Origin of the sequence: Paracoccus sp. SJTW-4, from assembly GCF_047716885.1 — a bacterium.
GTDB lineage: Bacteria > Pseudomonadota > Alphaproteobacteria > Rhodobacterales > Rhodobacteraceae > Paracoccus > Paracoccus solventivorans.
In genome coordinates this window covers 3,023,371-3,047,730 of sequence record NZ_CP136681.1, presented here as the reverse complement: position 1 = coordinate 3,047,730, position 24,360 = coordinate 3,023,371, and the positions used below count along the sequence as shown (strand labels likewise).

Annotated in this window: 20 protein-coding genes; 3 read left to right on the top strand and 17 right to left on the bottom strand. The window is 69.3% G+C overall.

All coding sequences use genetic code 11. From position 1 onward, the window contains the following. The first annotated feature begins 100 nt into the window (after positions 1-100). From RSP45_RS14945 to RSP45_RS14935, 3 genes are read left to right on the top strand one after another with little or no spacing between them, the layout of a single operon-like run. Complete coding sequence (locus tag RSP45_RS14945) at positions 101-301, top strand: DUF2892 domain-containing protein (protein WP_073063925.1); 201 nt, start codon at positions 101-103, stop codon at positions 299-301. 27 nt (positions 302-328) lie between these two features. After that, positions 329-1,294: an efflux RND transporter periplasmic adaptor subunit gene (locus RSP45_RS14940; RefSeq protein ID WP_415392533.1), complete on the top strand. Its 966-nt coding sequence runs from the start codon at positions 329-331 to the stop codon at positions 1,292-1,294. A gap of 1 nt (position 1,295) precedes the next feature. Then, complete coding sequence (locus RSP45_RS14935) at positions 1,296-4,547, top strand: efflux RND transporter permease subunit (RefSeq protein ID WP_415392532.1); 3,252 nt, start codon at positions 1,296-1,298, stop codon at positions 4,545-4,547. A gap of 104 nt (positions 4,548-4,651) precedes the next feature. On the opposite strand, the gene RSP45_RS14930 is transcribed toward RSP45_RS14935, so the two are convergent. The 17 genes from RSP45_RS14930 to RSP45_RS14850 form a co-directional block, all read right to left on the bottom strand. Next, positions 4,652-6,118 carry a PLP-dependent aminotransferase family protein gene (locus RSP45_RS14930; protein WP_415392531.1) on the bottom strand — a complete coding sequence of 489 codons (1,467 nt, stop codon included), beginning with the start codon at positions 6,116-6,118 and terminating at the stop codon, positions 4,652-4,654. Positions 6,119-6,180: 62 nt separating this feature from the next. Continuing rightward, entirely contained in the window at positions 6,181-7,560 is a 1,380-nt protein-coding gene (gene tpa / locus RSP45_RS14925) for a hypotaurine--pyruvate aminotransferase Tpa (protein WP_415392530.1), read from the bottom strand. Between the two features lie 175 nt (positions 7,561-7,735). Continuing rightward, positions 7,736-8,734: an AraD1 family protein gene (gene araD1 / locus RSP45_RS14920; RefSeq protein WP_415392529.1), complete on the bottom strand. Its 999-nt coding sequence runs from the start codon at positions 8,732-8,734 to the stop codon at positions 7,736-7,738. A 30-nt stretch (positions 8,735-8,764) separates the two neighbouring features. Then, positions 8,765-9,748 carry an NAD(P)H-quinone oxidoreductase gene (locus tag RSP45_RS14915; protein WP_415392528.1) on the bottom strand — a complete coding sequence of 328 codons (984 nt, stop codon included), beginning with the start codon at positions 9,746-9,748 and terminating at the stop codon, positions 8,765-8,767. Continuing rightward, positions 9,745-10,689 (bottom strand): MBL fold metallo-hydrolase, encoded by a 945-nt coding sequence (locus RSP45_RS14910; protein WP_415392527.1) that lies wholly within the window; start codon positions 10,687-10,689, stop codon positions 9,745-9,747. Before RSP45_RS14910 ends, RSP45_RS14915 begins: the two co-directional genes overlap by 4 nt. After that, a complete protein-coding gene (locus RSP45_RS14905) occupies positions 10,686-12,233 on the bottom strand; it encodes a class I adenylate-forming enzyme family protein (protein ID WP_415392526.1) in 1,548 nt (515 codons plus the stop codon). Before RSP45_RS14905 ends, RSP45_RS14910 begins: the two co-directional genes overlap by 4 nt. Continuing rightward, positions 12,233-13,423, bottom strand: a complete 1,191-nt coding sequence (locus RSP45_RS14900) for an NADH:flavin oxidoreductase/NADH oxidase (RefSeq protein WP_415392525.1) — start codon at positions 13,421-13,423, stop codon at positions 12,233-12,235. The genes RSP45_RS14905 and RSP45_RS14900 overlap by 1 nt, the downstream gene beginning before the upstream one ends. A 2-nt stretch (positions 13,424-13,425) precedes the next feature. Further along, on the bottom strand, positions 13,426-14,796 hold the full coding sequence (locus RSP45_RS14895) for an MmgE/PrpD family protein (RefSeq protein WP_415392524.1): 1,371 nt from the start codon (positions 14,794-14,796) through the stop codon (positions 13,426-13,428). A gap of 27 nt (positions 14,797-14,823) precedes the next feature. Continuing rightward, positions 14,824-15,585 carry an aspartate/glutamate racemase family protein gene (locus RSP45_RS14890; protein ID WP_415392523.1) on the bottom strand — a complete coding sequence of 254 codons (762 nt, stop codon included), beginning with the start codon at positions 15,583-15,585 and terminating at the stop codon, positions 14,824-14,826. A 1-nt stretch (position 15,586) separates the two neighbouring features. Next, positions 15,587-16,777 carry an NADH:flavin oxidoreductase/NADH oxidase gene (locus RSP45_RS14885; RefSeq protein WP_415392522.1) on the bottom strand — a complete coding sequence of 397 codons (1,191 nt, stop codon included), beginning with the start codon at positions 16,775-16,777 and terminating at the stop codon, positions 15,587-15,589. A 150-nt stretch (positions 16,778-16,927) separates the two neighbouring features. Then, positions 16,928-17,959: a LacI family DNA-binding transcriptional regulator gene (locus tag RSP45_RS14880; RefSeq protein WP_415392521.1), complete on the bottom strand. Its 1,032-nt coding sequence runs from the start codon at positions 17,957-17,959 to the stop codon at positions 16,928-16,930. Positions 17,960-17,976: 17 nt separating this feature from the next. Continuing rightward, positions 17,977-18,867, bottom strand: coding sequence for an MBL fold metallo-hydrolase (locus tag RSP45_RS14875; protein WP_415392520.1), 891 nt, complete (start codon positions 18,865-18,867; stop codon positions 17,977-17,979). Positions 18,868-18,929: 62 nt separating this feature from the next. Beyond that, the gene (locus RSP45_RS14870) at positions 18,930-20,285 is read right to left on the bottom strand and encodes an MmgE/PrpD family protein (RefSeq protein WP_415392519.1); all 1,356 of its coding nucleotides are present in this window, start codon (positions 20,283-20,285) and stop codon (positions 18,930-18,932) included. Positions 20,286-20,292: 7 nt separating this feature from the next. Then, positions 20,293-21,471, bottom strand: coding sequence for an acyl-CoA dehydrogenase family protein (locus RSP45_RS14865; protein ID WP_415392518.1), 1,179 nt, complete (start codon positions 21,469-21,471; stop codon positions 20,293-20,295). A 13-nt stretch (positions 21,472-21,484) separates the two neighbouring features. Further along, entirely contained in the window at positions 21,485-22,408 is a 924-nt protein-coding gene (locus tag RSP45_RS14860) for a hydroxymethylglutaryl-CoA lyase (RefSeq protein ID WP_415392517.1), read from the bottom strand. 1 nt (position 22,409) lies between these two features. Further along, positions 22,410-23,204: an enoyl-CoA hydratase-related protein gene (locus RSP45_RS14855; RefSeq protein WP_415392516.1), complete on the bottom strand. Its 795-nt coding sequence runs from the start codon at positions 23,202-23,204 to the stop codon at positions 22,410-22,412. Next, positions 23,201-24,337, bottom strand: a complete 1,137-nt coding sequence (locus RSP45_RS14850) for a CaiB/BaiF CoA transferase family protein (RefSeq protein WP_415392515.1) — start codon at positions 24,335-24,337, stop codon at positions 23,201-23,203. Before RSP45_RS14850 ends, RSP45_RS14855 begins: the two co-directional genes overlap by 4 nt. Positions 24,338-24,360 lie beyond the last annotated feature (23 nt).

Here is a 24,360-nt window from a genome sequence, read left to right as displayed (position 1 = left end):
GCGACCTGCACCCTGCGACATTGCGGGCAGATGATTGTTCCTTGTTTATACCTTCAAATATGCGCACATTGAAAAGTACCCTCAAGCAGGAGAATCGCTCATGACCCTTGAAAACGCCGTTCGCGCCTTTGCCGGCATCATGGTCCTGGTTTCGGTCGCGCTGACCGTCTGGGTGTCGCCGCATTTCGTCTGGCTGACGCTGTTCGTCGGCGCCAACCTGCTGCAATCGGCCTTTACCGGCATCTGTCCCGCGGCCAACATGCTGCGCAAGCTCGGCTTTCGGCCCGGGCACGCCGCCTGAACCACAGCCGAACGGAGGCCCGAAACCATGCGTTCGCTGCTGATCGCGGTCCTGGTCACCGCTGCCTCGGCCGTCAGTGCGGCCGAGACCCTGCTGCTTGCGCCACAAGACATCCCGCAGTGGAAGGCCGTCTATGGCCGGGTCGAGGCCCGCGACCTGGTGCCGGCGCGGGCGCGGATCGGCGGCACGGTGGTCGAGCTTTCGGTCAGCGAGGGCGACAGCGTGGCGGCGGGCACGCAGATCGCGCTGGTGCGCGACGACAAGATCAGCTTCCAGATCGCGGCGATCGACGCGCAGCTGCGCGCGCTTGGGGCGCAGCTGGACCGTGCGCAGGCGGAGCTGACCCGCGGGCGTTCGCTAGTCGAGCGCGGGGTGTCCACCGCGCAGCGGCTCGAGCAGCTGGAAACCGACGTCAGCGTGACGCAGAACCAGATCGCCGCGGCAAAGGCGCAGCGCGACGTCGCCCTGCAGCAGGCGGAAGAGGGCGAGGTGCTGGCCCCGGTCGACGGGCGGGTGCTGACCGTGCCCGTCACCCGCGACGCGGTGATCATGGGCGGCGAGCCGGTGGCGACCATCGCGGGCGGCGGCTTCTTCCTGCGCCTGGCCATTCCCGAACGCCACGCCCCCGACCTGCGCGAGGGAGCGGAATTGCAGATCACCTCGAACGGTGCGGTGATGCCGGGCCGGCTGGCCAAGCTTTACCCGCAGATCGAGAACGGGCGCGTCATCGCCGATGTCGAGGTCGAGGGGCTGGACGCCAGCTTCGTCGACGCCCGCGTGCTGGTGCGGGTGCCGGTGGGGGTGCGTCAGGCGCTGCTGGTGCCGCAGGCGGCGCTGAGCTCGCATTCCGGGCTGGATTTCGTGCGCATCCGCCAGGGCGATGCCGAGGTCGAGCGCGCGGTGGTGCCGGGCGAGGTGCTGGAGCTGGACGGCGCCGCCCTTGTCGAGATCCTGACCGGCCTGCACGCCGGCGATACCGTGCTGCTGCCCTGAGATGACTGCCAACGCCCCCCGCGACCGCGGCCCGCACGACGATGGACCCCGCGACGACGCCCCTCGCCTTGGCCTGGCGGGGCTGCTGACCCGCGCCTTCATCGCCTCGCCGCTGACGCCGCTGCTGCTGATCGCCTCGCTGGCCTTCGGGCTGATCGCGCTGATGGCGCTGCCGCGAGAGGAAGAGCCGCAGATCTCGGTGCCGATGATCGACATCCAGGTGCAGGCGCCGGGGCTCAAGGCCCCCGATGCGGTCAAGCTGATCACCGAGCCGCTGGAGCAGATCGTCAAGGGCATCGACGGGGTCGAGCACGTCTATTCCCAGACCCGGGACGACGGGGTGCTGGTCACCGCGCGCTTCCTGACCGGGACCTCGGCCGACACCGCGGTGCTGCGCGTCCACGACAAGCTGCGCGCCAACATGGACCGGATCCCGCTGGGCATCCCCGAACCGCTGATCGTCGGGCGCGGCATCGACGACGTGGCGATCGTGTCGCTGACCCTGGCCCCCGCGCCCGGCTCCGCCGGGCAGGTCACCGCCAACGACCTGACCCGCATCGCCCGGCAGTTGCAGACCGAGCTCACCAAGATCGAGGATGTCGGCCTGACCTATCTGGTCGGCGCCGTGGACGAGGCGATCCGCATCGCCCCCGACCCGGCGCGGCTGGCGCTGTACGGGCTGACCCTGCAGCAGCTGGCCGGCAAGGTTCAGGGCGCCAACCGCGCCTTTCCCACCGGCCATATCCGCGACGCCGGCCAGCAGATCATGCTTGTGGCCGGCGAAACCCTGGCCACGCCCGAGGCGATCGGGAACCTGCTGCTGACCACCCGCGACGGCCGCCCGGTTTACTTGCGCGACGTCGCCGACGTGACGCTGGCCACCGACACCGCCGACTCGATGGTGGCGACCGTCACCAACGGCGCGGACGGCCAGCCCCTGCGCGCGCCCGCGGTGACGCTGGCCGTCGCCAAGCGCGCCGGCTCGAACGCGGTGACGGTGGCGGAAACCATCCTGCACCGGGTCGATGAATTGCAGGGCCGGCTGATCCCCGCCGATATCACCGTCGAGGTCACCCGCGACTATGGCGAGACCGCCAACGAAAAAGCCAACGAGCTGCTGTTCCATCTGGCGCTTGCCACGGTGTCGATCATCGCGCTGGTCTGGCTGACCATCGGCTGGCACGAGGCGCTGGTGGTCGCGGTGGTGATCCCGGTCACCATCCTGCTGACGCTGTTTGCGTCCTGGATCATGGGCTACACGCTGAACCGGGTGTCGCTGTTCGCGCTGATCTTTTCCATCGGCATCCTGGTCGACGACGCCATCGTGGTGATCGAGAACATCGCCCGCCACTGGGCGATGAACGACGGCCGCCCCCGCGCAAGGGCCGCGATCGAGGCGGTGGCCGAGGTCGGCAACCCCACCATCGTCGCCACGCTGACCGTGGTGGCGGCGCTGCTGCCGATGCTGTTCGTGTCGGGGATGATGGGCCCCTATATGAGCCCGATCCCGGCCAATGCCTCGGCGGCGATGATCTTTTCGTTCTTCGTCGCGGTGATGGTCACGCCCTGGCTGATGATGAAGATCGCCGGGCGCGCGCCGATGACCGGCCACGCCGGCGCCGCACATGGCGGGGGCGCGCTGGGGCGCGCCTATGCCATGGTGGCGCGGCCGCTGCTGGCCAGCAAGGCGCGGGGCTGGCTGTTCCTGGCGCTGGTGCTGGCGCTGACCGCGGGGTCGCTGTCGCTGTTCTACACCCGCGACGTGACGGTCAAGCTGCTGCCCTTCGACAACAAGTCCGAACTGGCGGTGATGATCGACCTGCCCGAGGGCGCCTCGGTCGAGGATACCGACGCGGTGGCGCAAGAGGTCGCGGGCATCCTGCTGGGGATGGAGGAGGTGGTCTCGGTGCAGACCCATGCCGGCACCGCCGCGCCCTTCGATTTCAACGGGCTGGTGCGCCACAGCTTCCACCGCAGCCAGCCGCAGCTGGGCGACGTGGCGGTGAACCTGCGCCCCAAGGCCGAGCGTGACCGCGCCAGCCACGACATCGCGCTGGAGATCCGCGAGCGGCTGCGCGCCGCCACCATGCCCGCCGGCACCGTGCTGAAGGTGGTCGAGCCGCCGCCCGGCCCGCCGGTCATGGCGACCCTGCTGGCCGAGATCTACGGCCCCGACGCCGCCACGCGCCGCGACGTGGCAGCGCGGGTCGAGGATGCGTTCCGATCCGTCCCCTTCATCGTCGACATCGACAACTCCTACGGCACCGCGCCGCGCAAGCTGCGGGCGGTGATCTCGACCGACGAGCTGGAGTTCTTCCGCGTCGAGGAACGCGACGTGCTGGACACAATCGGGCTGCTGAACTCGGGCGCCTTGGTCGGCTATTCTCATCGCGGCGAGGGCCGCCCGCCGATCCCGATCCGCATCGAGCGCCCCCGCGCGCAGCGGGTGATGGACGAGGATTTCCTGACCACCCCCATCCCCGCCAACGTGCTGCCGGGCGACCGCGGCGTGGTCGAGCTGGGCGACGTGGTCGAGGTGGTCGAGGAACGCGCCTCGCTGCCGATCTTCCGCCGCAACGGCCGCGCGGCGGAAATGGTGACGGCAGAGCTCGCCGGCGATTTCGAGGCCCCGCTTTATGGGATGCTGGCCGTGCAGGACGCGCTGGAAGCGCAGGACTGGACCGACCTGCCCCGCCCCGTCATCAGCCTGCACGGCCAGCCCGCCGACGAATCCGCGCCGACGCTGCTGTGGGACGGCGAATGGGAGGTCACCTGGGTTACTTTCCGCGACATGGGCGCGGCCTTCATGGTGGCGCTGCTGGGCATCTATATCCTGGTGGTGGCGCAGTTCCGGTCGTTCAAGCTGCCGCTGGTGGTGCTGACTCCGGTGCCGCTGACCTTCATCGGGATCATGCTGGGGCACTGGCTGTTCGGGGCGCCGTTCTCGGCCACCTCGATGATCGGTTTCATTGCGCTGGCAGGGATCATCGTCAGGAACTCGATCCTGCTGGTGGATTTCATCCGCCACACCCAACGCGATGGCCGCCCGCTGACCGAGGTGCTGATCGAGGCCGGGGCCATCCGCTTCAAGCCGATCCTGCTGACCGGCATCGCGGCGATGATCGGCGCGGCGGTGATCCTGGCGGACCCGATCTTCCAGGGGCTGGCGATCTCGCTGCTGTTCGGGGTGGCCAGCTCGACGCTGCTGACGGTGCTGGTGATCCCGGTGATCTACCGGGTTCTGCGGGGGTAGCGGAGGGGCGCGGCCGCGTCTGGCAATGACGGACTCTGCCGGACGAACCGCAACCTTGAGCGGGGTCAGTACACCGCGCCCCGGGCCGGTCCCTCCGGCCCCGCTCAGCCGCCCAGGTCTCGCAGCGTTGCGCCGATGCGGCGGATGCCCTCGGGAATATGCTCCGAGGGGATCGACGAATAGGCGAGGCGGAAGAAGCCCTGCCCCGCGGCCGGCTGGTGGAAGAACGGCGCGCCGGGCTCGATCAGCACCTCGCGCTGCTTGAGCCGCGCGGCGAGTTCCGCGGAATCCACGCCCCCCGGCGCCGCCAGCCAGAAGCTGGACCCGCCCGTCGCCTCGGGCGAGGCCAGCCGCAGCCCCTCGGCCGCCATGGCGGCCAGCATCACCTCGCGCCGCCTGGCATAGGCGCGGCGCATCCGGTTCGCCTGCGCGTCGTAGTGCCCAAGCGACAGGAAATGCGCCAGCGTCCGCTGCATGTGGCCGGGCGGGTGGCGCAGCATCATGCCGCGCAGCGCCCGCGCCTCGGCGATGACGCGCGGGTCGGCCACCAGATAGCCCAGCCGCAGCCCCGGAAACACCGATTTCGAGAACGAGCCGACATAGATCACCGCCCCTGCCCGGTCGATGGCCTTGAGCGCGGGCGACGGCGCGCCGGCAAAGGACATCTCGAATTCGTAGTCGTCCTCGACCACGGCAAAGCCCTGCGCCTGCGCACGCGCCAGCAGCTGCTTGCGGCGCGCCAGCGGCATGGTGGAATTGGTCGGGCACTGGTGGCTGGCGGTGGTGAACACGACCGCGACCCCGGTCGGGATGGCGTCGGGCGGCAGGCCGCTGCCGTCGACGGGCACCGGCAGCACCCTTGCCCCCCGCGCCGCAAGGATCTCGCGCAGGCCGGGATAGCACGGGTCCTCGATGGCGCAGGCGGTACCGGCGCGCAGCAGCACCTGCGCCACCAGCCACAGCGCGTTCTGCGCGCCCATGGTCAGCAGGATCTCGTCGCGCCCGGCACTGATGCCGCGCCGGGGCAGGATCTGGCGGGCGATGTGGTCGACCAGCTCGGGGTCGTCGGCGTCGTAGAGATCGCCGGTGACGGCATCGAACTCTCTCCGTCCCAGCGTGCGCATGGCGCAGTCGCGCCAGGCGGCGTGGTCGACCAGCGTCGGGTCCGCCTGGCCGTAGACGAAGGGATAGGCAAAGCGACGCCAGTCGTGGTCGCGATCCCGGCGTTGCGCCCGCAGGAAGCGGCCGTCGATCCGCTGCCCCCAGTCGAAACCCGCCGCCGCCGGGGCCGGCGGTTCGGCCTCGAGCCGCCGCTCGACGGTGTCCGAGATGTAATGCCCCGAACGGTCCCGGCTGCTGAGGTAATCGGTCGAGACGAGCTCGGCGAACGCCTGCGCCACCGTCACCCGCGCCACCCCCAGATGCCTGGCCAGCGCGCGGGTCGAGGGCAGTTTTTCCCCCGGGCGGAACCGGCCGGCCGCCACCGCGGCGATGATCTGGCGCCGCAGCTGCACCTGCAGGGGCAGGCCGTCGGCGTGGTCCAGAAAGAAGGCGTCGGTGGGGATGGGCATCAGGGCGATCCGCGGCGGTGTCGGGGTCCATCAGTCCCCGGAATACCGCCGCGGATCAAGCGTCAGGCCGGCAGCCGCCCCAGCGCCGCGTCGATGGCGTCGGTGATGCGGTCGATGTCGTCGGGGGTGGCGATCAGCGCGGGCGACAGGCACAGCGTGTTGTTCAGCCCCGGCAGCGAGCGGTTGGTCGCCCCGATGATCACGCCCTGCGCCAGGCAGTCGGCCACCACCGCCTGCACGCGCTTTTCGTCCAGCGGCTCTTTCGTGGTGCGGTCGGCGACCAGCTCGGCCCCCAGGAACAGCCCCTTGCCGCGCACGTCGCCGATCACCTTGTGCTTGTCCATCAGCGCCTGGAGGTTGGCCAGGCAACGCTCGCCCATCGCCTCGGTATTGGCCAGCAGCCCCTCGTCCTCGATGATGCGCATGTTTTCCAGTGCCGCAGCCGGACCCGAGGTGCAGCCGCCAAAGGTCGAGATGTCGCGGAAATAGCTCATCGGGTCGGCGGGGTCGTCCTTGAACATCTCGAACACCCGCTCGGTGGTCACGGTGCAGGAAATCGCCGCGTAGCCCGAGGCCACCCCCTTGGCCAGGGTAACGAAATCCGGCTCGATCCCGTATTGCTGATAGCCGAACCAGCTGCCGGTGCGGCCCAGCCCGCAGACCACCTCGTCGATATGCAGCAGGATGTCGTATTTGCGGCAGATCTCCTGCACGCGCTGCCAGTAGCCCTCGGGCGGCACGATCACGCCGCCGCCGGCGGTGACCGGCTCCAGCACGATGGCGCCGACGGTATCGGGGCCTTCGCGCAGGATCACCTCTTCGATGGCATCCGCGGCGCGCTGGCCGTAATTCTCGACATCCCATTGCTTGCGGTATTCAAGGCAGTGCGGAACCATCACGAACCCGTCGGGATAGGGGCCGTATTGCTCGGCCCGCTGCGGCTGCCCCGAGGTGGCGAGCGTGCCGATGGTGGTGCCGTGATAGTCCCGCTCGCGGTAGAGGATCTTCCACTTCTTGCCGTTGTAGTGGCGATGCGCGATCTGGCGCACCATCTTGTAGGCTTTCTCGTTCGCCTCGGAGCCCGAGTTGGAATAATAGACCCGGGTCAGCCCCGGCATCCGTTCCACCAGCTTTTCGGCGAACAGCGCCGCGGGCACGTTGCCGGCGGCCCCGGCGTAATAGTTCAGCCGCAGCAGCTGGTCGCGCACCGCGTTGGCGATGCTTTCGCGGCCGTAGCCCACGTTCACCGTCCAGACGCCGCCCGAGACGGCATCGAGGTATTCCCTGCCCTTCGTATCCCAGAGCCGCATCCCCTTCCCCTCGACAAACACCCGCGGGTCCAAGGTTTCATAGGGTTTGTGCTGGCTGAGATGGTGCCAGACATGGGCGCGGTCGGCCTCGACCACATGCGACAGGTCGTTCTGGGAAAGGTCAAGGGACATGGCTGCGGTTCCGACGAATGAAAGGGGGGCCACCCTTGATTGCGCCGAAACCGGCCGGGAAGATAGAGCCAGATTGCCGGATGATATGGGGCCAGAATTGGGGCCGGCTTTCGGCATGACCGCGCCGGCGGGGCGCGGCCGCAAGCGTGGCCTCATTTCCGGCGCAAGGCCCGTGTCACAGCGCCCGCGGCGCGATCTCGGCTGCGTCCCGCGCCGGGGCGGTGGTGACGCTGTTGCGCAGGGCGACGCCGAAGCCGGGGGCCGAGATTTCGAAGACATCGCCCGGCAGCACCCTGACCCCATCGGCAAACGACAGCGTTGCCGTGCCGAAGAAATGCACATGCACGTCGCCGGGCTGGCGGAACAGCTCGTATTTGAAATGATGATGTTCCAGATTGGAAAGGCTGTGGGACATGTTGGCCTCTCCGGTCAGGAAGGGCTTTTCCCAGATCGGCCGGTCGTCGCGCAGGATCCGGCTGGTGCCGCGCACATCCGGCGGGCAGTCGCCCAGCCGGATTTCCGGGCCGAAACTGGCCGGGCGCAGCTTGGAATGGGCCAGCCACAGGTAGTTGCCGCGTTCGGTGACGTGATCCGAGAACTCGTTGGCCAGCGCGAACCCCAGCCGCCACGGCCGGCGGTCCGGGCCGACCACGTAGATGCCGGCCAGTTCCGGTTCTTCGCCCAGATCCTCGCCGAAGGCCGGCGACACCAGCGCCGCACCCGGCGCCGCCAGATTATGGCCGTTGCCCTTGTAGAACCATTCCGGCTGCACCCCCACCTCTCCGCCGGCGGGCTTGCCACCCTCGAGCCCCATGCGGAACATGCGCATCGAATCCGTCATGTCGGTTTCCTGCTGCAGCTTGCCATGCATCTCGGCCCGTGTGGCGGCCGAGCCCAGATGGGTCAGCCCGGTGCCGCTCAGATGCAGATGCGTCGGATCGGGATGGGTCAGCGGCGGCAGGTAGCGGTTGTCGCGGGCCAGCTCCTCGGGGTCGTGGGCGGCGCCTTGCGCAAGACCCTCGATCAGCGCGGCCAGCGGGATGTCCCGGGCGATCGCCTGCATCGCCAGCGCATAAAGGCTTTCGGCCTCGGGCAGTTCCCGGGCGGGTCCGCCGTCCTCGCGCAGCAGGACCCTGATCGTCCCCTCGGGGGTTCTCATTTGCGACAGCAACATGGTCGGTGGCCTTTCATATCCGTGCCGGGATCACATCCGCAGGACGATCTTGCCGAAATTATCGGCGGTTTCGAGAATGCGATGCGCCTCTGCCGCATCGCGGAAGGGCAGGACCGCGTGGATTTCCGGCGCGATGCGGCCGGCGACCAGTTCCGGCAGCCAGCGCTGGCGGAACCGCGCCACCACCGCAGCCTTTTCCGCCGCCGAATGCGGCCGCAGGGTAAAGCCGCGCAGCTGGATCATCCGGGTCAGCACCCGGGCAATATCCAGTTCCGCCGCGCCCTGGCTGAGCAGCCCGACAAAGGCCAGCCGCCCGCGCCAGCGCAGCAGGTCGATATGGCGCGCCAGATAGGCGGGGCCGACGAAATCCTCGATCACGTCGACGCCCTCGGGCCAGATTTCCCGCAGGGCCGTCGCAAAGTCGCCTTCGCGATAGTTCAGCACATGCGGCACGCCCATCGCCCGCAGCCGTGCCGCCTTGTCCTCGCGGCCGGTGGTGGTGGCGATCTCGGCCCCGACCGCCTGCGCCATGCGGATCGCGGTGCTGCCGACGGCCGAGCCGCCGGCGTGGATCAGCACCCGCTCGCCCGGGGCCAGGCGCGACAGTTCGAACAGGGTTTCATGGGCGGTGCAGAAGGTCTCGATGACCGCGGCCGCGCGGATATCGTCCCAGTCCGGCGGCACCGGGACGACGTGGCGATAATCGGCGCGGGCGAACTCGGCATAGCCGCCGCCCTCCAGCAGGGCCGCGACCCGCATGCCCACGGCGATGCCGCGGACCTCGGGGCCGGTCGCGACCACCTCGCCGCCGACCTCAACCCCCAGGACCGGGTTGACGCCGGGCGGCAGCGGATAGTTTCCCGCCCGCTGCATCGCGTCCAGCCGGTTCACGCCCACCGCGCCGACCCGGATCAGCACCTGAGCGGGGCCGGGCTGCGGGCGCGGCGCGGTCAGAAAGCGCAGCGCTTCCGGGCCCCCCGGCTGCGGGGAATGGCAGATCCACATCGTGTTCATCCTTGCTCCTTCGCGCAGGGCGGCTGCCAGACCGCGGGGTCGTGGCCGTGGTTGGGCGCGTGGAACCATTGTTCCTGAACGAAACGGAACGCGCCCTCGTGGCCCCTGCGGATCCGGGCAAAGCCGGGGAAATGGATATGCATCCCCGCGACCAGCAGATCCTGATCGACGCAAAGCTGCAGGATGCGCCGCCGGGACAGCGCCGCGGCGGCCGAGTCGCTGTCGAAGATCATCCCCACGCCGGGATCGCCCAGCTGGACCTCGGGGATATGGACGGTATCGCCCCAGACGATCATCGCCTCGCCGCGCGAGCGCAGGACATAGCAGCTGTGCCCCGGCGTGTGGCCGGTCGAGGGCAAGGCGGTGATTCCGGGCAGCACCTCGTGCCGCTCGGTGAAGGGGCGGGCCGAGCCATCGGCAAGCCAGGGGCCAAGCTGGATGCGGGCCGCGTCGAAATAGACCCGCTTCTGCCGCTCGGTGGCGCGGGCGCGGGCCGCGTCGTCGTACCAGTGGTCGATCTCGGCCCGGTGCAGGTGCAGGCGCGCATTCGGAAATAGTTTCCGCCCGCTTGCGGGATCGGTCAGCCCGCAGGAGTGGTCGGGGTGGACATGGGTCAGCAGGATATCCGTGACCGCCCCGGGTGCCACGCCCAGATGCGCCATGAGCTCGGGCAGCCGCCCGCAGGTCGGCCCCATGATCTCGCCCGAGCCGCAATCGACCAGGATCACCCGCGCCCCGTCGCGGATCAGGAAGCTGTTGATCGAGACCACCGGCGGGCAGACGCGGGTCTCGGCCTCAAGGAAGCGGCGCAGCTTGGCGTGGTCGGCGTCGCGCATGATTTCCAGCGTGTCATAGGCCATGTAGCCGTCGCAGATCGTGGTCACGAGGCAGTCCCCGACCAGGCGGTGATAGACGGCGGGAACCTGCTCGAACCCGGTCATTGCTCGGCTCCGGCATGGCGGGGACGCAGTTGCGGCCGCGGCTGTTCCACAAGCTGGTAATGCGCGCCGATCCAGCGGCGCAGCTGGGCGCGGGCGATCTTGCCGATGCTGTTGCGGGGCAGCTCGTCGATGGTGACGAACAGCCGGGGCCGCTTGTAGCCGGTCAGCTGCTTCAGCGCCGGTTCCAGGCGGTCCAGCCAGTCCGGGGGCGGGCTGGCGGCCACCAGCGTGACGATCTCGCCCCAGTAGTCCGACGGATAGCCCAGCACGATCAGCTCGGTTTCCGGCAGATACGGGGCCAGCACGCGTTCGACCTCGTCGGGCGAGACCTTGTAGCCGCCGGTCTTCATCATGTCCGACTGGCGCGAGACCAGAAACAGCCGCCCGCGCGCGTCGATGCGGCCAAGATCGCCGGTGTCGTGGTATTCGCCGGGCGCCAACATGCGCGCACCGTCCAGCGTCATGTAGCCCTGCGACAGATGCGGGCTGAGCAGGTGGATGCGGCCGGTCTCGCCCGGCGGCAGCGCGCCGCCCGCCTCGTCGCGGATGGCGATACGCACCCCGCTGGCCGGCCAGCCGACGCAAAGCCCCTCGCCCGCAGCCTCGCCCTCGGCATAGACCTCGGCCGTCTCGGCGGGATCGAGGACGGTGATCGGGTTGAAGATTTCGCTCTTGCCATAGGTGACTCGGATGATCGGGCCGAAGCAATCGACCGCGCGCCGGTAGATCAACGGCGTCAGCGGCGCGGTGCCGGTCAGGATCATGCGCAAGGGCCAGCGCCGGCCGGCATGTTCCGGCGCGGCTGCGGCGGCGGTCAGCTTTGCCAGCACGGTGGGCGGCGCAAAAACCTCGGTGATCGACCCCGAGGCCAGCAGCGGCAGCACCGTTTCGGGATCGACGCCGCTCAACAGATGCACGCTGGCCCCCTCGGCCAGAAAGGCAAAGGTCAGCAGCGAGCTGCCATGCGAAAACGGCGTCATCAGCAGGATGCGGTTCGCGCCGTCCGGCAGCAGCGGCAGCGCCGCGCGCAGCATCAGCGTGCCCGTCCAGCGCCCACGATGGCTGTGGATCGCCCCCTTGGCCGGGCCGGTGGTGCCGCTGGTGAAGACGATCCGCGACGGCGCGTCCGGTGCGACATCGGGCCAGCCCTGCGCGGTCAGGGCCCGCGGCGCGATGGCGCGTACGTCCAGCAGCCGCGCCGGGATGGCGGGCAAGGGGTCCGCCCCGTCGACCAGCGCAAGGCGGGCGGTGCTGCAGGCCATGACATGGGCCAGCTCGGCCTCGCTCAGCGCGGGGTTGGCCGGGACCTCGGTGGCCCCGGCCAATGCGACGGCATAGCTGGCCGCGGCGGCAAGGGCGGAATTATGAAACACCGTGGCGACGAAATCCCCCGGCCCGAACCCGAGGCGCCGCAACTCGTCCGCGATGCCTGCGGCCCGGTCGAGCACGTCGCCGATGCGGTGCTGGCCGTCCGCATCCACGATGCCGATCCGCGCGCCATAGCGTTCCCGCATGGGCGCGAGTTCCTCGCCCCAGTTCATCATCACGGCTCCTCCGGCGGGAAATGCTCGGGCCCGAGGGGGTCTTCCCCGGCCGCGGCCAGCGCCCGCGCCCATTTGTCCAGCCACCAGCCATAGGGTTCCGGCCAGTCGGCAAAGCCCGGATCGACCCCCATCTGCCAGGCGGCGTGGCGCGCCCAGAACGGATTGAACAGCATCTGGCGGCCGATGCAGATCAGGTCGGCCTTGCCCTCTTGCAGCAACCGCTCGGCATAGGCGGGGCTGCGGATCATTCCGACCGCCGCCGTCGGCATCCCGGTCTCGCACCGCAGCCGGTCGGACAGCGCGACCTGATAGCCCGGCCCGCGCGCAAGGTTGGAATTGGTGGCCCCCGCCCGCATGTTACCGCCCGAGGAACAGTCGATCAGATCGACCCCGGCCGCCCGCAACTCGCGCGCCAGCACGATGCTGTCGTCCTCGGTCCAGCCGCCGTCGATCCAGTCCGTCACCGACAGCCGGGCGAACAGCGGCATCGAATCCGGCATGATCCCGCGCAGCGCCCGCACCACCGTCAGCGGCAGGCGCATCCGGTTTTCCAGGCTGCCGCCCCAGCGGTCCTGGCGCTGGTTGGCCAGCGGCGACAGGAAGCTTTGCAACAGATAGCCATGCGCCAGATGCAGCTCGAGCAGGTCGAAGCCGGCCAGGATGGCACGGCGCGCCCCGGCGACAAAGGCGTCGATCACCCCCTCGATCTGCGCCTCGCTCATCGCGGCCGGGGTCAGCCAGCCCTCGGCCAGCGGCAGCGCCGAGGGGCCGATCGGGAACAGCCGCTCGTTTCCGGCGGCGAGATCGCGCTCGCCGATCGGGCCGTTCCCTTCGTGCGCACGCTGCTGGCCGCCCTTACGGCCGCCGTGGCTGATCTGGATGGCGGTTTTCGCGCCGTAGCGCTTCATCTCGCTGACCAGCCGGGCCATCGGCTCGATATGGCTGTCGGCCCAGAGCCCCGGATCGCCGTTCGAGACCCGCCCGGCCCGGGTGACGAAGGTCTGCTCCATGATGACCAGCCCGGCGCCGCCCATCGCCATGCGCTGGTAATGCGCGAACTGGAACGGGGTCAGCCGGCCGTCCTCGGCGCTGTAGGTGCCCATGGGCGACACCACGATGCGGTTCTTCAGGGTCACGCTGCGCACCGTCCAGGGGCGGAACAGCAGCGGGGTTTCGGCTCTGGCGATCATGTTCATGCCCAGAGCCCCCGGATCGCGGCCAGCGCCGCGCTGGCCGAAAGATCCCCGCCGCCCTCGGCAAACAACGTCTCGCCAAGCGCCCGGCCCGCCCCCGGGGCGGCGCCTGCCGCCGCCAGCCGCGCGTCAAAGACCGACAGCGCGCGGTCCCGGGTCAGGAAGATCAGCTCGCGCGGGACATCCGCGGTCACCGCCTCGCGGCGGCTGCCGTCCTTCATCACCAGCACCACCCGCGCATCCAGCGGGCCGATCGGGTCGTCCGGGATCACCGTGGTGCGCGCGACGAGGTTCAGGACCGCCGGATCGGCGCGCAGGCTGTTGCCCATCTCATAGGTGATGTCGCCCTGGGTCAGCATGGTCGCGACCGCAAAGGCGGTGCTGGCCTGGCATTGCACCAGCCGCTCGAACGGGCCCTTGTAGTTGGTGCCGGGATATTCGGTGAAGGGCTTCCACAGCGTGACCTCGATCGCCTCGATAGCACCGGGGTCGACGCCATCCCGGAAATGCTTCTGCGCCGCCATGGCCGCCGGCATATTGTCGCCCAGCGTGGCATAGGGCTTGCACAGGATTTCCAGCATGATCGCGGGGTCGGGCGGGCTTTCCCAGACATCGGGGCGGGCGTCCATCCCGGCCAGCGTGGCCAGAAAGCCCTTGGGCCCGTCCAGCGCCTCGGGGGCGCCCTGCACGCCGGCCTGCGCCAGCAGCGCCGCGATCAGCCCGCCTTGGGCGGCCCGGCCGTTCTGGACGCGCCATTCGTCGGCCCCGGCCCGCACCGGCTCAAGCGTGCCGCCGGTGGTCGAGGCGGCGATGGAAACAGCTGAGGCCGCCTGCGCCGGATCAAGCCCCAGCACCACCGCCGCCCCGGCAGCCGCGGCGATGGTGCCGAAACTGGGGCTGGTGCGAAAGCCGCGCGCGATCAGCCGGCGCGCCACCACCTCGTCGCGGCCCAGCCAGTTGATGACGCTGTAGCCGGCGATCAACCCGCGCAAGGCGGTTTCCAAGCTGGCGCCTTCGCGCTCGGCCAGTGCCAGTACCGCGGGCGGCACCAGCGAGCCGGGATGGGTCCAGGACGGCATGTCGGTATCGTCCTGGAAATGGGCGTGCGCCGCGACGCCATTGGCGAAGGCCGCCTCGGACGGCGACAGCCGCGCGCCCGAAATCCAGGCCCCGGCAGTATCGGGGCTGCCCTCGGGCAGCGGCCGGGACAGGGCCAGCGCCGCCCGCCCGGTCGGTTCGTCCCGGGCCGACACCGCAAGGCCGAGCGTATCGAGCAGGCACATCAGCGCCTTGTCGCGGACCGGCGGCGCGATCTCGCGCCCGGCGAAATCCCCCAGATACGCGCCAATCATGTTTCCGGCAGATGCCATGTTCGGGTTCCTCCTCCCCGCTTCGTTTCAGTTGCCGCCCCGGCTGTAGGCCCAGGCGCGGCTGACGGTGACCGACAGCCCGCGCCGCAGCCGCACAAGCCCCAGCGCCTGCACCCAGGCGGCGGCGAACACATCCAGCACGACCGCATCGTCGATCCTCGTCAGGCCGTGGGCGGCCAGGATTTCGGCCATGACCCCCTCGGCCGGCACGATCACCTCGGCGCCCTCGGCGATCAGTTCCCGGGCGCTGCGGATAAAGGCCGCAATCAGCGCCGAGGGCTCGTCGCGGGCGGCGATCAGCGCGTATTCGTCCATGCCCGGCACCAGCGAGGTGACAGCGCTGACTCGCGCCTCGAGATGATGCTTGGCCACCGACAGCCGGGTCATGTAGGCCACATTGGGCGCGTTCGAGATCAGCCCGATCCTTGTGCCCAGCGCGCAGCCGGTCAGCAGCGCCGCCTCGGTCAGCGACACCACGGGGATATCGACCGCCGTGCGCATCTCGCGCAGATAGGGTTCGCTGAACGAGCCCATGACGAAGGCGTCGTAGCCCTGGCGCTCGGCCTCGACCGCCTGCTCGACGATCGGGCCCAGGACGCGGTGGTAAAGATAGGCGTTGCCCAGCGCGTCGCTGGGGCTGAGCTTGCCATAGGTGCCCTCGGCTAGGCCGTGGACGTGTACCTCGGCATCCTTGCCCAGAAAGCGGGCGGCATGGTCTTCGATGCCGCGCTTGTAGGCCGCGATGCGGGTCAGTTCGTTGACGGACTGGTGCCAGATCCTGATGGTCATGTCAGGCCTCCGCGTTGGCGGCCCGAGGGAAGACCTCGGGACCCATGGGCGATTCACCATTGGCGGCCAGCGCCTTGGCCCATTTCTCCAGCCACCAGCCATATTGCGGCGTCCAGTCGGCAAAGCCCTGATTGACCCCCAGCGTTTCGGCCGCGTGATGCGCCCAGAACGGATCGAACAGCGCCTGCCGGGCGATGCAGATCAGATCCGCCTGCCCGGCCTGCAGGATGCGCTCGGCGAACTCCGGGGTGCGGATCATGCCGACCGCCGCGGTGGCCACGCCCGCCTCGGCGCGGATGCGGTCGGCAAAGGGCACCTGATAACCCGGGCCGCGGCCCAGGCTGGAATTGGTTGCACCGGTGCGCAGGTTGCCGCCCGACGAGCAGTCGATCAGGTCGATCCCGGCCTCTTGCAGCGCCCGCGCCAGCACGATGCTGTCGTCGATGGTCCAGCCGCCCTCGATCCAGTCGGTGGCCGAGATGCGGGCGAACAGCGGCATGGACGCGGGCACGACCTCGCGCACGGCGCGGACCACCTCCAGCGGAAAGCGCATCCGGTTTTCCAGGCTGCCGCCGTAGCCGTCCTGGCGCTGGTTCGCCAGCGGCGACAGGAAGTTCTGCAGCAGATAGCCATGCGCCATGTGGATCTCGATCAGGTCGAAGCCGGCAAGAACCGCCCGCCGCGCCGCCGCGACCCAGGCGTCGCGCAACCCGTCGAGCTGCCCGGCGGTGATTTCCTCGGGCATCTGCCAGCCCTCGCCCAGCGGCAGGGCCGAGGGCGCCAGCGGGGTCCAGATCTCTTCGCCGGCGGCCAGGTCGCGCTCGGTCAGCGGGCCGTTGCCGCGGAACGCCCGCTGCATCGCGCTTTTGCGGCCCCCGTGGTTCAGCTGGATGCCGATCCGGGCGCCGTAGGCTTTCACATGGCTGGCAAGGGCGCGCATCCCCTCGATCTGCCCGTCCTCCCACATGCCCAGATCGCCATTGGTGATCCGGCCGCGCCGGGTGATCGAGGTCTGCTCGACCATGACCAGCCCGGCGCCGCCCATGGCAAAACCGGGATAATGAGTGTGATGGAACGGCTGAAGCCGGCCGTTCTCGGCGCAATAGGTGCCCATGGGCGAGATGACGACACGATTTTTCAGCGTCACGCCGCGCAGGGTGAAAGGGGTGAAAAGTCTGATTTCGCTGGCCATTGCAACCTCTCCATTCAGCGCTGCGTCACCGCGAACGCAGATATCCGTTCCGGGCGACGCAGAGGCCGCCCGGTTCCGCCCGCCCCGCAGGGCGCCCGGCATGTGCAGATCTTGGCGTTACGCCGGGCTCAGCGGCCGCGGCGCTGCCCCTCAGTCCCGGCCTTCCGCCTGGCGCGGCGGCATGCAGGACCCCTGGGGGTCGAAACTCGTGGGTATGATGACACGGCGCGGCTCCTCCCTCTTGCCGTGGGTGATCAGGTCGAGCAGCAGCGACGCCGCCGTTGCCCCCACCTCGTTCTGGTCCCAGCCGATGACCCCGATCGGGGGCTGGTGCAGGTCGCTCAGGTCGTTGCGCCCCGATCCGACCACGGAAATATCGTCGGGAATCGTCAGGCCGCGGGTCCGGATGGCGCGCAGCACGCCCGACAGCATGTCGATGCCGCCGGCGATGATCGCGGTGGGCGGTTTCGACAGCCCCAGCAGCGAGGATGTGGCGCGATAGGCATGGTCGCGCAGAAAGCTTTCCGCCACGATCAGCGCGGGGTCCGCCTCGATGCCCATGTCGGCATGGGCCTGCAGGAACCCCCGCACGCGGGCGGCACCGGGGTGCAGCTGGCGCGGGCCGGTCAGGATGGCGATGCGGCGATGGCCCAGGCGCAGCAGGTGGCTGGTGGCCTTGCGGGTTCCGCCCTCGTGGTCGGCATAGACCGCCTCGCACCACGCCGGCTGGTCGCGGTCGATCATCACCAGCGGCACCGGCAGGTCGCGCAGGATCTCTTCGAACTCGCCCTCGATGGGGGTGTAGGGGCCCATCAGCACCCCGTCGACCTGGCCCGAGGAAAAACTGCGCAAAAGCTCGATCTCGCGCTGGCGGCGCCCTTCGGAATTGGCGATCAGCAGGGCGTAGCCCGCCTCCATGAACGCGTTCTGCGCCGTCGAGACGAAGCCGCCCAGCTGGGCGATGTTGATCTCGCGCAGGATGCACCCCACCGTGCGGCTGCGCCCCATCCGCATGGATTTCGCGGCAGCATTGGGCACGTAGCCCAGTTCCTCGATCGCGCTTTCGACGGCCTTGCGGATATGCGGGGTCACGTCCGTCGCCTCGTTGATCACCCGCGACACCGTGCCGATCGACACTTTCGCCAGTTTCGCGACCTCGCGGATGGTGGGGGTTCTTGCCATGTCCTGCTCTTTTCCGCTCAGATCTCGAAGGCCCATTGCTCGGTCGCGATGCGCCAGCCGTCGCCGTCGCGCATAAGCCATCCGAAGCCGGGAAAATGGATATGCATCCCGGCGACCAGCATGTCCTCGTCATGGATGCGCTGCAAAAGCGCGATCCGGTTGCGCGCCGCCAGGTCGGGATCGTGATCGAAGCTCATCGAGACGCCGGGCCGCGCCACCTGCACCTCGGGAACATGGGCGAGATCGCCCCAGACGATCATCTGCTGCCCCTGCGAACGGATCGCCCAAGTGGAATGGCCGGGCGTGTGGCCGGCGCATTCCACCAGGGTGACGCCCGGCAGCACCTCGTCGCCGTCCCCGGCCTCGTCCAGCAGCCCGGCGTCGCGATAGGGGCCGACCTGCGCGCGCGTCCAGTCGAAATAGCGCAGCCGCTTGCGTTCATCCGCCCGGTCGCGTTCCTCGTCGGAAAACCAATGCGCGATCTCCTTGCGGTTCACGATCAGCCGGGCATTGGGGAACAGGCGACGCCCGTCCCGCGTATCGGTCAGCCCGGCGGAATGGTCCGGGTGGCAATGGGTCAGCAGCACATGCTCGATGCTGGCCGGGTCGACCCCCGCGGCGGCAAGGTTTTCAAACAGCTTGCCGGCGGTGGGGCCGAAATTGTCCTGCGAGCCGGTGTCGATCAGCACCCGCCCCATCGGGCCACGCAGAAGAAAGCAATTGACCGAGATGCGCGGCGGCGAGATCCGGTGGTCGCGCGCCATCATCCGGTCCACCTCGTCGCGCGAGAATTCGCGGAAGATGTCGTAGCCCATCTCGACGAAGCCGTCGGACAAGGCGGTCACCAGCACCTCGCCGAAGCGACGATGGTAGACGCCGGGGATTTGTCGTGTCGGCAGGTCGTTCATCTTGGCCTTCGCATCTTGACTGCAGAGGGGTGCCCCGCCGTCCGAACGGCGGGGACGCGAAATCATATCAGTGCTATCTCACGCAAATCGCGGATATCTTCCAGCGTCCAGAGCCTGTCGAACAGCTGCCCCGCACGCGCCTGCGGCAGCTTGCGGCTGGCGCAATCCAGGAACTTGTCGCGGATCTCCGCGCGCTCCAGCGGCAACTGCCAGCTGCCGCGCGCGTGTGCGACCGGCTCGTAGCGCAGGACCCGGCCGTCGGTGGTATCGACCCAGACCAGATCGAAGGGCGCATTCGGCAGGTCGGCGCCGGCCTTGTCCTCGCTGGCGGTGACCTCGACCCGTTCCAGCAGCGCCTGGACATCGGGGCGCTGCACGAAGCGGTCGGTCAGCTCGTCCAGCCCCAGCCGGCGCTGCACGATGGCCCCCGCCATGGCGAACTCCATCGAGAACTTGGCCTCCAGCCCGGTCTGCGGGCGACTGTTGCGCAGCATCAACTTTTGCGTAGCGCCGGTGTGGACGTGGATCGTTTCAACCGTATCGGGTGCAAGATCGTGCTGCCGGACCAGGTCCAGCATCGCGTCAAGCGCGCGGTGGGTGGCGTAGCAGGTCGGATAGCGCTTGAGATTGACCCCGTATCTTTCGGCCAGAGAGACCTCTCCGATCCGAAACCCGGCCGGGTCCAGCTGCGGCGTCCCCGAGGGCGAAAAGGCGCGCAGGAACCCGGTGCGATGCTCGAACACATCGGCGCTGCCGGTATAGCCGGCGCTGGCCAGCCGCGCGGCATGGATGCCCGATTGCGCGGTGCGCCCGGCGTGCAGCGATTTCGTCATCGAGCCGAAGTTCGCCACCAGCCCCGCGGCCAGCGAGGCCGCGATCGCCAAGGCGTGGCGGGTCTGCCCGACATCCAGCCCCAGCAGCCTTGCCGCCGCCGCGGCGCAGGCCAGCGTCCCCATCACCGCGGTCGGGTGAAAGCCGCGGTCGTGCAGATGGCCGGGCTCGATCTCGTCCAGATGCGCCCAAAGCTCATAACCGGCCAGCCAGGCGGCCAGCGCCTCGGCGCCGGTCGAGTGCTGCTCGTGGCCCAGCGCCAGGATCGTCGGCACCAGCACGGTGCTGGGATGGCCGGCCAGCGCCACATCATCGAAATCCAGCACATGCCCGGCCACGCCGTTGATCAGCGCCGCGTCGCCGGCGCCGTAGAACCTGCCGTTGACGGCCGGGGCGGCCTCGTTGCTGCCCGGCATGGGCGTGGCGATCACCGCCGCCAGATCGACGGCGGGTTCGGCCGCGCCGGCCAGCATACAGCCGATGCAATCGACAAAGCCGATCCGCGCCGCGTGCCGGGCGGCCTCGGGCGCCGTGCCGGCATCGAAGCCGGTGACGAATTGCGCAGCCTTCAGGGTGATGCTGTCCATGGCCGCCTCAATAGGACCGCGGCAGGCCGAGGACGTGCTGCCCCACGTAAGCCAGCACCAGGTTGGTCGAGATCGGCGCGGTCTGGTAGATCCGGCATTCGCGCCATTTGCGCTCGATCCCGTATTCGCTGGCGTAGCCGAAGCCGCCAAAGGTCTGCAGCGCGGTATCGGCGGCCTTCCAGGTCGCCTCGGCGGCCAGATGCTTGGCCATGTTCGCCTCGGCCCCGCAGGGCTGGTGGGCGTCGAACAGGGCCGCCGCCTTGCGGGCCATCAGGTCGGCGGCCTCAAGCTCGACATGGGCGCGGGCGATGGGGAACTGCACCCCCTGGTTCGCGCCGATGGGCCGGCCGAACACCACCCGCTCGCCGGCGTATTCCACCGCGCGCTTGACCATGTAGCGCCCGTCGCCCACGCATTCCGAGGCGACCAGGATCCGCTCGGCGTTCATGCCGTCGAGGATGTAGCGAAAGCCCCTGCCCTCTTCACCCACCAGCGCCGAGGCGGGGACCCGCAGGTTCTCGATGAAGACCTCGGTGGTGTTGTGGTTCATCAGCGCCCGGATCGGGCGGATCTCGACGCCATTGCCCCGCGCCTCGCGCAGGTCGATCAGGAAAACCGAGATGCCGTCGGTCTTTTTCGCCACCTGGTCCAGCGGCGTGGTACGCGCCAGCAGCAGCATCAGGTCGGAATGGAGCGCGCGCGAGGTGAAGACCTTCTGGCCGTCGATCACGTAATGCTCGCCCTCGCGCACCGCGCGGGTCTTGAGTTGGGTGGTGTCGGAACCCGTAGTCGGTTCGGTCACGCCGAAGGCTTGCAGCCGCAGCGTGCCCGCGGCGATTTCCGGCAGGTATTTGCGCTTCTGTTCCTCGGTTCCGTGGCGCAGCAGCGTGCCCATGATATACATCTGCGCATGGGCGGGGCTGGCTTGACAGCCGCTGGCGTTGATCTCCTCAAGGACCACGGCCGCCGCCCGCAGGGGCAGGCCGGCGCCGCCATATTCCTCGGGGATCAGCGCCGCAAGGAACCCGCCTTCGGTCAGTTCCGCCACGAACTCGGTCGGATAGCCCGATTCTTCATCCAGCCGGGCCCAGTAGTCCAGCGGATAGCGGGCGCAGATGCGGCGGATCGAGTCGCGAAGTTCGGGATAGTCTTCGCCAAGGTCGAGGCTGACGGGGTCCTGGTTCATTCCTGCGGGTCTTTCATGCAACGGGCTGATAGGTCTTGGGCAATCCGGCGCGGGCGATGGCGCCGCTATAGCGCTCGTCGCCCAGCCAGCTTTCGACGTCGCGGCGCAGTTCCAGCAGGGCGCCGATGTCGATCCCGGTGGCAAAGCCCATGCTTTCCAGCATGAAGGCGGTGTCTTCGGTGTTGATGTTGCCGGTGGCGCCGGGGGCGAAGGGACAGCCCCCCAGACCGGCAAGCGAGCTGTCGAACGCCCGCACCCCGGTTTCCAGCGCGGCCGCGACATTGGCGAGACCAAGGCCCCGCGTGTCGTGGAAATGGCAGATCACCCGGCGGCCGGCGGCGATGTCGATGATCGGCGGCAGCATGTCGCGCACCTGCGCCGGATTGCCGTAGCCGACCGTATCCGCGACGATCAGCTCATCCGCGCCGCCCGCGACCACGATCCGGGCCACGTCAAGGACGCGCCCGGGATCGACCGCCCCCTGCAGCGTGCAGCCGAAGCTGGTCGCAAGCCCCACCCCCAGCACCATGCCGCGCCCGGCCGGCGTGTCCTTCAGCGCGGCGATGCGGTGGAACTCGGCGATGGCCTCGTCGGTGGTGCGCCGCACATTGGCAAGGCTGTGCGCCTCGGAAATCGACAGCACGAAATTGAGATGCCTTATCCCCCCCGCAAGGGCGTTTTCCGCGCCCTTCAGGTTCGGAACCAGCGCCGAGGCGACCACCCCGTGCAGTTCCGGGACGATCCGGGCCAGCTCTGCCGCATCGGCGAATTGCGGCACCACCCGGGGCGGCACGAAAGAGGTCAGCTCGATCTCGCGCAGCCCGGCATCGCGCAACCGGAACGCCCATTCGCGCTTGCGTTCGGTGGGAAGGAAGCTGGCCGCCATCTGGATGCCGTCGCGCAGGCCGACCTCGCGCAAAGTAACCCGCTCTGCCATCTCAGACCCCCCGGAACTGCGGCTTGCGCTTTTCGTTGAAGGCGCGGATGCCCTCCAGCCGGTCCTCGGTGCTGACCATGCGGTTGTAGCACTCGATCTCGAAGGCGAGCCCGTCGGCCAGCGACATCTGCATCCCGCGGCTGATCGACTGCTTGGCCTGCCGCACCGAGATCGGCGCATTGCCGGCGATGCGGCGCGCAATGGCCAGCGCCGCCTCCAGCAGTTCCGCCTGCGGCAGGACGCGGTTGACCAGCCCCCAGTCGCAGGCTTCGGCGGCCGTGAACGGCAGCCCGGTCAGGATCACCTCCTTGGCGCGCCGCTCGCCCATGGCGCGGGGCAGGTTCTGGGTACCCCCGGCGCCCGGCATGATCCCCAGCGTGACCTCGGTCAGCGCAAAGCGGGCGTTGTCCGCGGCATAGGCGAAATCCAGCGCCGCCGCGATCTCGCAGCCGCCGCCATAGGCCGCGCCGTTGATCGCGCCGATCACCGGGATCGGGCAGGCGATGATGGCGCGCAGCATACGCTCGAACATGGCGTGCTGGCGCAGCCATTGCGCATCGCTCATGCCGTTGCGCTCTTTCAGGTCGCCGCCGGCGCAGAATGTCTTGTCGCCGGCCCCAGTCACCACGATGGCGCGCACCCCGTCGCTGTCCAGCTGAAAGCGCTCGAACAGGTCCATCAGCTCTTCGCCCATGCGGGTGTTCATCGCATTGGCAGCCGCGGGCCGGTTCAGCGTCAACAGCAGAACATGGTCGTCGACGCGTTCGACCAGAAGGGTTTCATATGCGTGTGTCATTGCAATTCCTGCCGGATTGTCTGGTCCTGCGCGCCAAGCCGCGGCGCCACCCCGCCCGAGGACGGGCGATGGTCGTCGATGGAAAAGGGCAGCCCCACCCAACGGTGACCGCCCGCCGGGGTCAGGATGCCGACCGCCTCGGTCTGGGGATGGGTCCAGACCTGATCGACGCGCAGAAGCGGGCAGTTCGGCACCTGCGCGGCGTCAAGCAGCGCCGCGACCTCGGCCACGCGCAGCCGCCCGATCGCCGCCTCGATCTGCGGGATCAGCTCGTCGCGCAGCATCACCCGGCCGCGGTTCTGCCGGAAACGCTCATCCGCGCCCAGCCCGGCAAGGCCGGGGATCGCTTCGCACAGGCGGGCGAACAGCCGGTCGTTGCCGGCGGCGATCATCACCTGGCCATCGGCGGCCTCGAACGCCTGATAGGGCACGATCTCGGCCAGCCCCGAGCCATGCGGCTTGCGCACCTCGCCCGAGACGGCATGGGCGGCCAGCGGGATGGTCATCCAGGCCAGCCCCGTCTCGAAAAGCGAGGTCGCGACATGCGCCCCCTGCCCGGTCTTCTGCCGCTCGACCAGCGCGGCGAGCAGGCCGATTACCGTCCACATCCCCGAGCCCATGTCGACCAGCGACACCCCGACCCGCACCGGCGGCCGGTCCGCCTCGCCGGTCACCGACATGATCCCGGACGAGGCCTGCGCCAGCGGATCGTAGCCCGGCTTGGCCGCCAGCGGCCCCGACTTGCCGAACGCGCCGATGTCGCACCAGATCAGCTCGGGGTGCTCTGCCCGCACTTCCGCCACGTCGATGCCGAACTTGCCCAGCAGTCCGGGGCGCAGGTTCTGGATCACCGCATCCGCCCGGGCGATCAGCCGGCGCAGCAGCCCAAGCTGCTCGGGGTCCGAGAAATCCAGCGTGACGCTTTCCTTGCCGCGGTTGAGGGCGTGGAAGGCGGTGGCGTCGTCGTCCAGGAAGGGCGGGCCCCAGCCGCGGGCGTAATCGCCCGTCTCCGGGTTCTCGACCTTGATCACCCTGGCCCCCAGCTCGGCCAGGATCAGCCCGGCATAGGGGCCGGCCACCGAGTGTCCCAGTTCCAGAATGGTCAGACCGGCGAGCGGTGCGGTATTTGTCAAAACATCGTCTCCTTTGCGGGGCG

Coding starts and splice junctions, on each gene's coding strand:
- RSP45_RS14945 (WP_073063925.1), top strand. CDS start 101: ATGACCCTTGAAAACGCCGTTCGCGCCTTTGCCGGCATCATGGTCCTG.
- RSP45_RS14940 (WP_415392533.1), top strand. CDS start 329: ATGCGTTCGCTGCTGATCGCGGTCCTGGTCACCGCTGCCTCGGCCGTC.
- RSP45_RS14935 (WP_415392532.1), top strand. CDS start 1,296: ATGACTGCCAACGCCCCCCGCGACCGCGGCCCGCACGACGATGGACCC.
- RSP45_RS14930 (WP_415392531.1), bottom strand. CDS start 6,118: ATGCCCATCCCCACCGACGCCTTCTTTCTGGACCACGCCGACGGCCTG.
- tpa (WP_415392530.1), bottom strand. CDS start 7,560: ATGTCCCTTGACCTTTCCCAGAACGACCTGTCGCATGTGGTCGAGGCC.
- araD1 (WP_415392529.1), bottom strand. CDS start 8,734: ATGTTGCTGTCGCAAATGAGAACCCCCGAGGGGACGATCAGGGTCCTG.
- RSP45_RS14915 (WP_415392528.1), bottom strand. CDS start 9,748: ATGAACACGATGTGGATCTGCCATTCCCCGCAGCCGGGGGGCCCGGAA.
- RSP45_RS14910 (WP_415392527.1), bottom strand. CDS start 10,689: ATGACCGGGTTCGAGCAGGTTCCCGCCGTCTATCACCGCCTGGTCGGG.
- RSP45_RS14905 (WP_415392526.1), bottom strand. CDS start 12,233: ATGATGAACTGGGGCGAGGAACTCGCGCCCATGCGGGAACGCTATGGC.
- RSP45_RS14900 (WP_415392525.1), bottom strand. CDS start 13,423: ATGATCGCCAGAGCCGAAACCCCGCTGCTGTTCCGCCCCTGGACGGTG.
- RSP45_RS14895 (WP_415392524.1), bottom strand. CDS start 14,796: ATGGCATCTGCCGGAAACATGATTGGCGCGTATCTGGGGGATTTCGCC.
- RSP45_RS14890 (WP_415392523.1), bottom strand. CDS start 15,585: ATGACCATCAGGATCTGGCACCAGTCCGTCAACGAACTGACCCGCATC.
- RSP45_RS14885 (WP_415392522.1), bottom strand. CDS start 16,777: ATGGCCAGCGAAATCAGACTTTTCACCCCTTTCACCCTGCGCGGCGTG.
- RSP45_RS14880 (WP_415392521.1), bottom strand. CDS start 17,959: ATGGCAAGAACCCCCACCATCCGCGAGGTCGCGAAACTGGCGAAAGTG.
- RSP45_RS14875 (WP_415392520.1), bottom strand. CDS start 18,867: ATGAACGACCTGCCGACACGACAAATCCCCGGCGTCTACCATCGTCGC.
- RSP45_RS14870 (WP_415392519.1), bottom strand. CDS start 20,285: ATGGACAGCATCACCCTGAAGGCTGCGCAATTCGTCACCGGCTTCGAT.
- RSP45_RS14865 (WP_415392518.1), bottom strand. CDS start 21,471: ATGAACCAGGACCCCGTCAGCCTCGACCTTGGCGAAGACTATCCCGAA.
- RSP45_RS14860 (WP_415392517.1), bottom strand. CDS start 22,408: ATGGCAGAGCGGGTTACTTTGCGCGAGGTCGGCCTGCGCGACGGCATC.
- RSP45_RS14855 (WP_415392516.1), bottom strand. CDS start 23,204: ATGACACACGCATATGAAACCCTTCTGGTCGAACGCGTCGACGACCAT.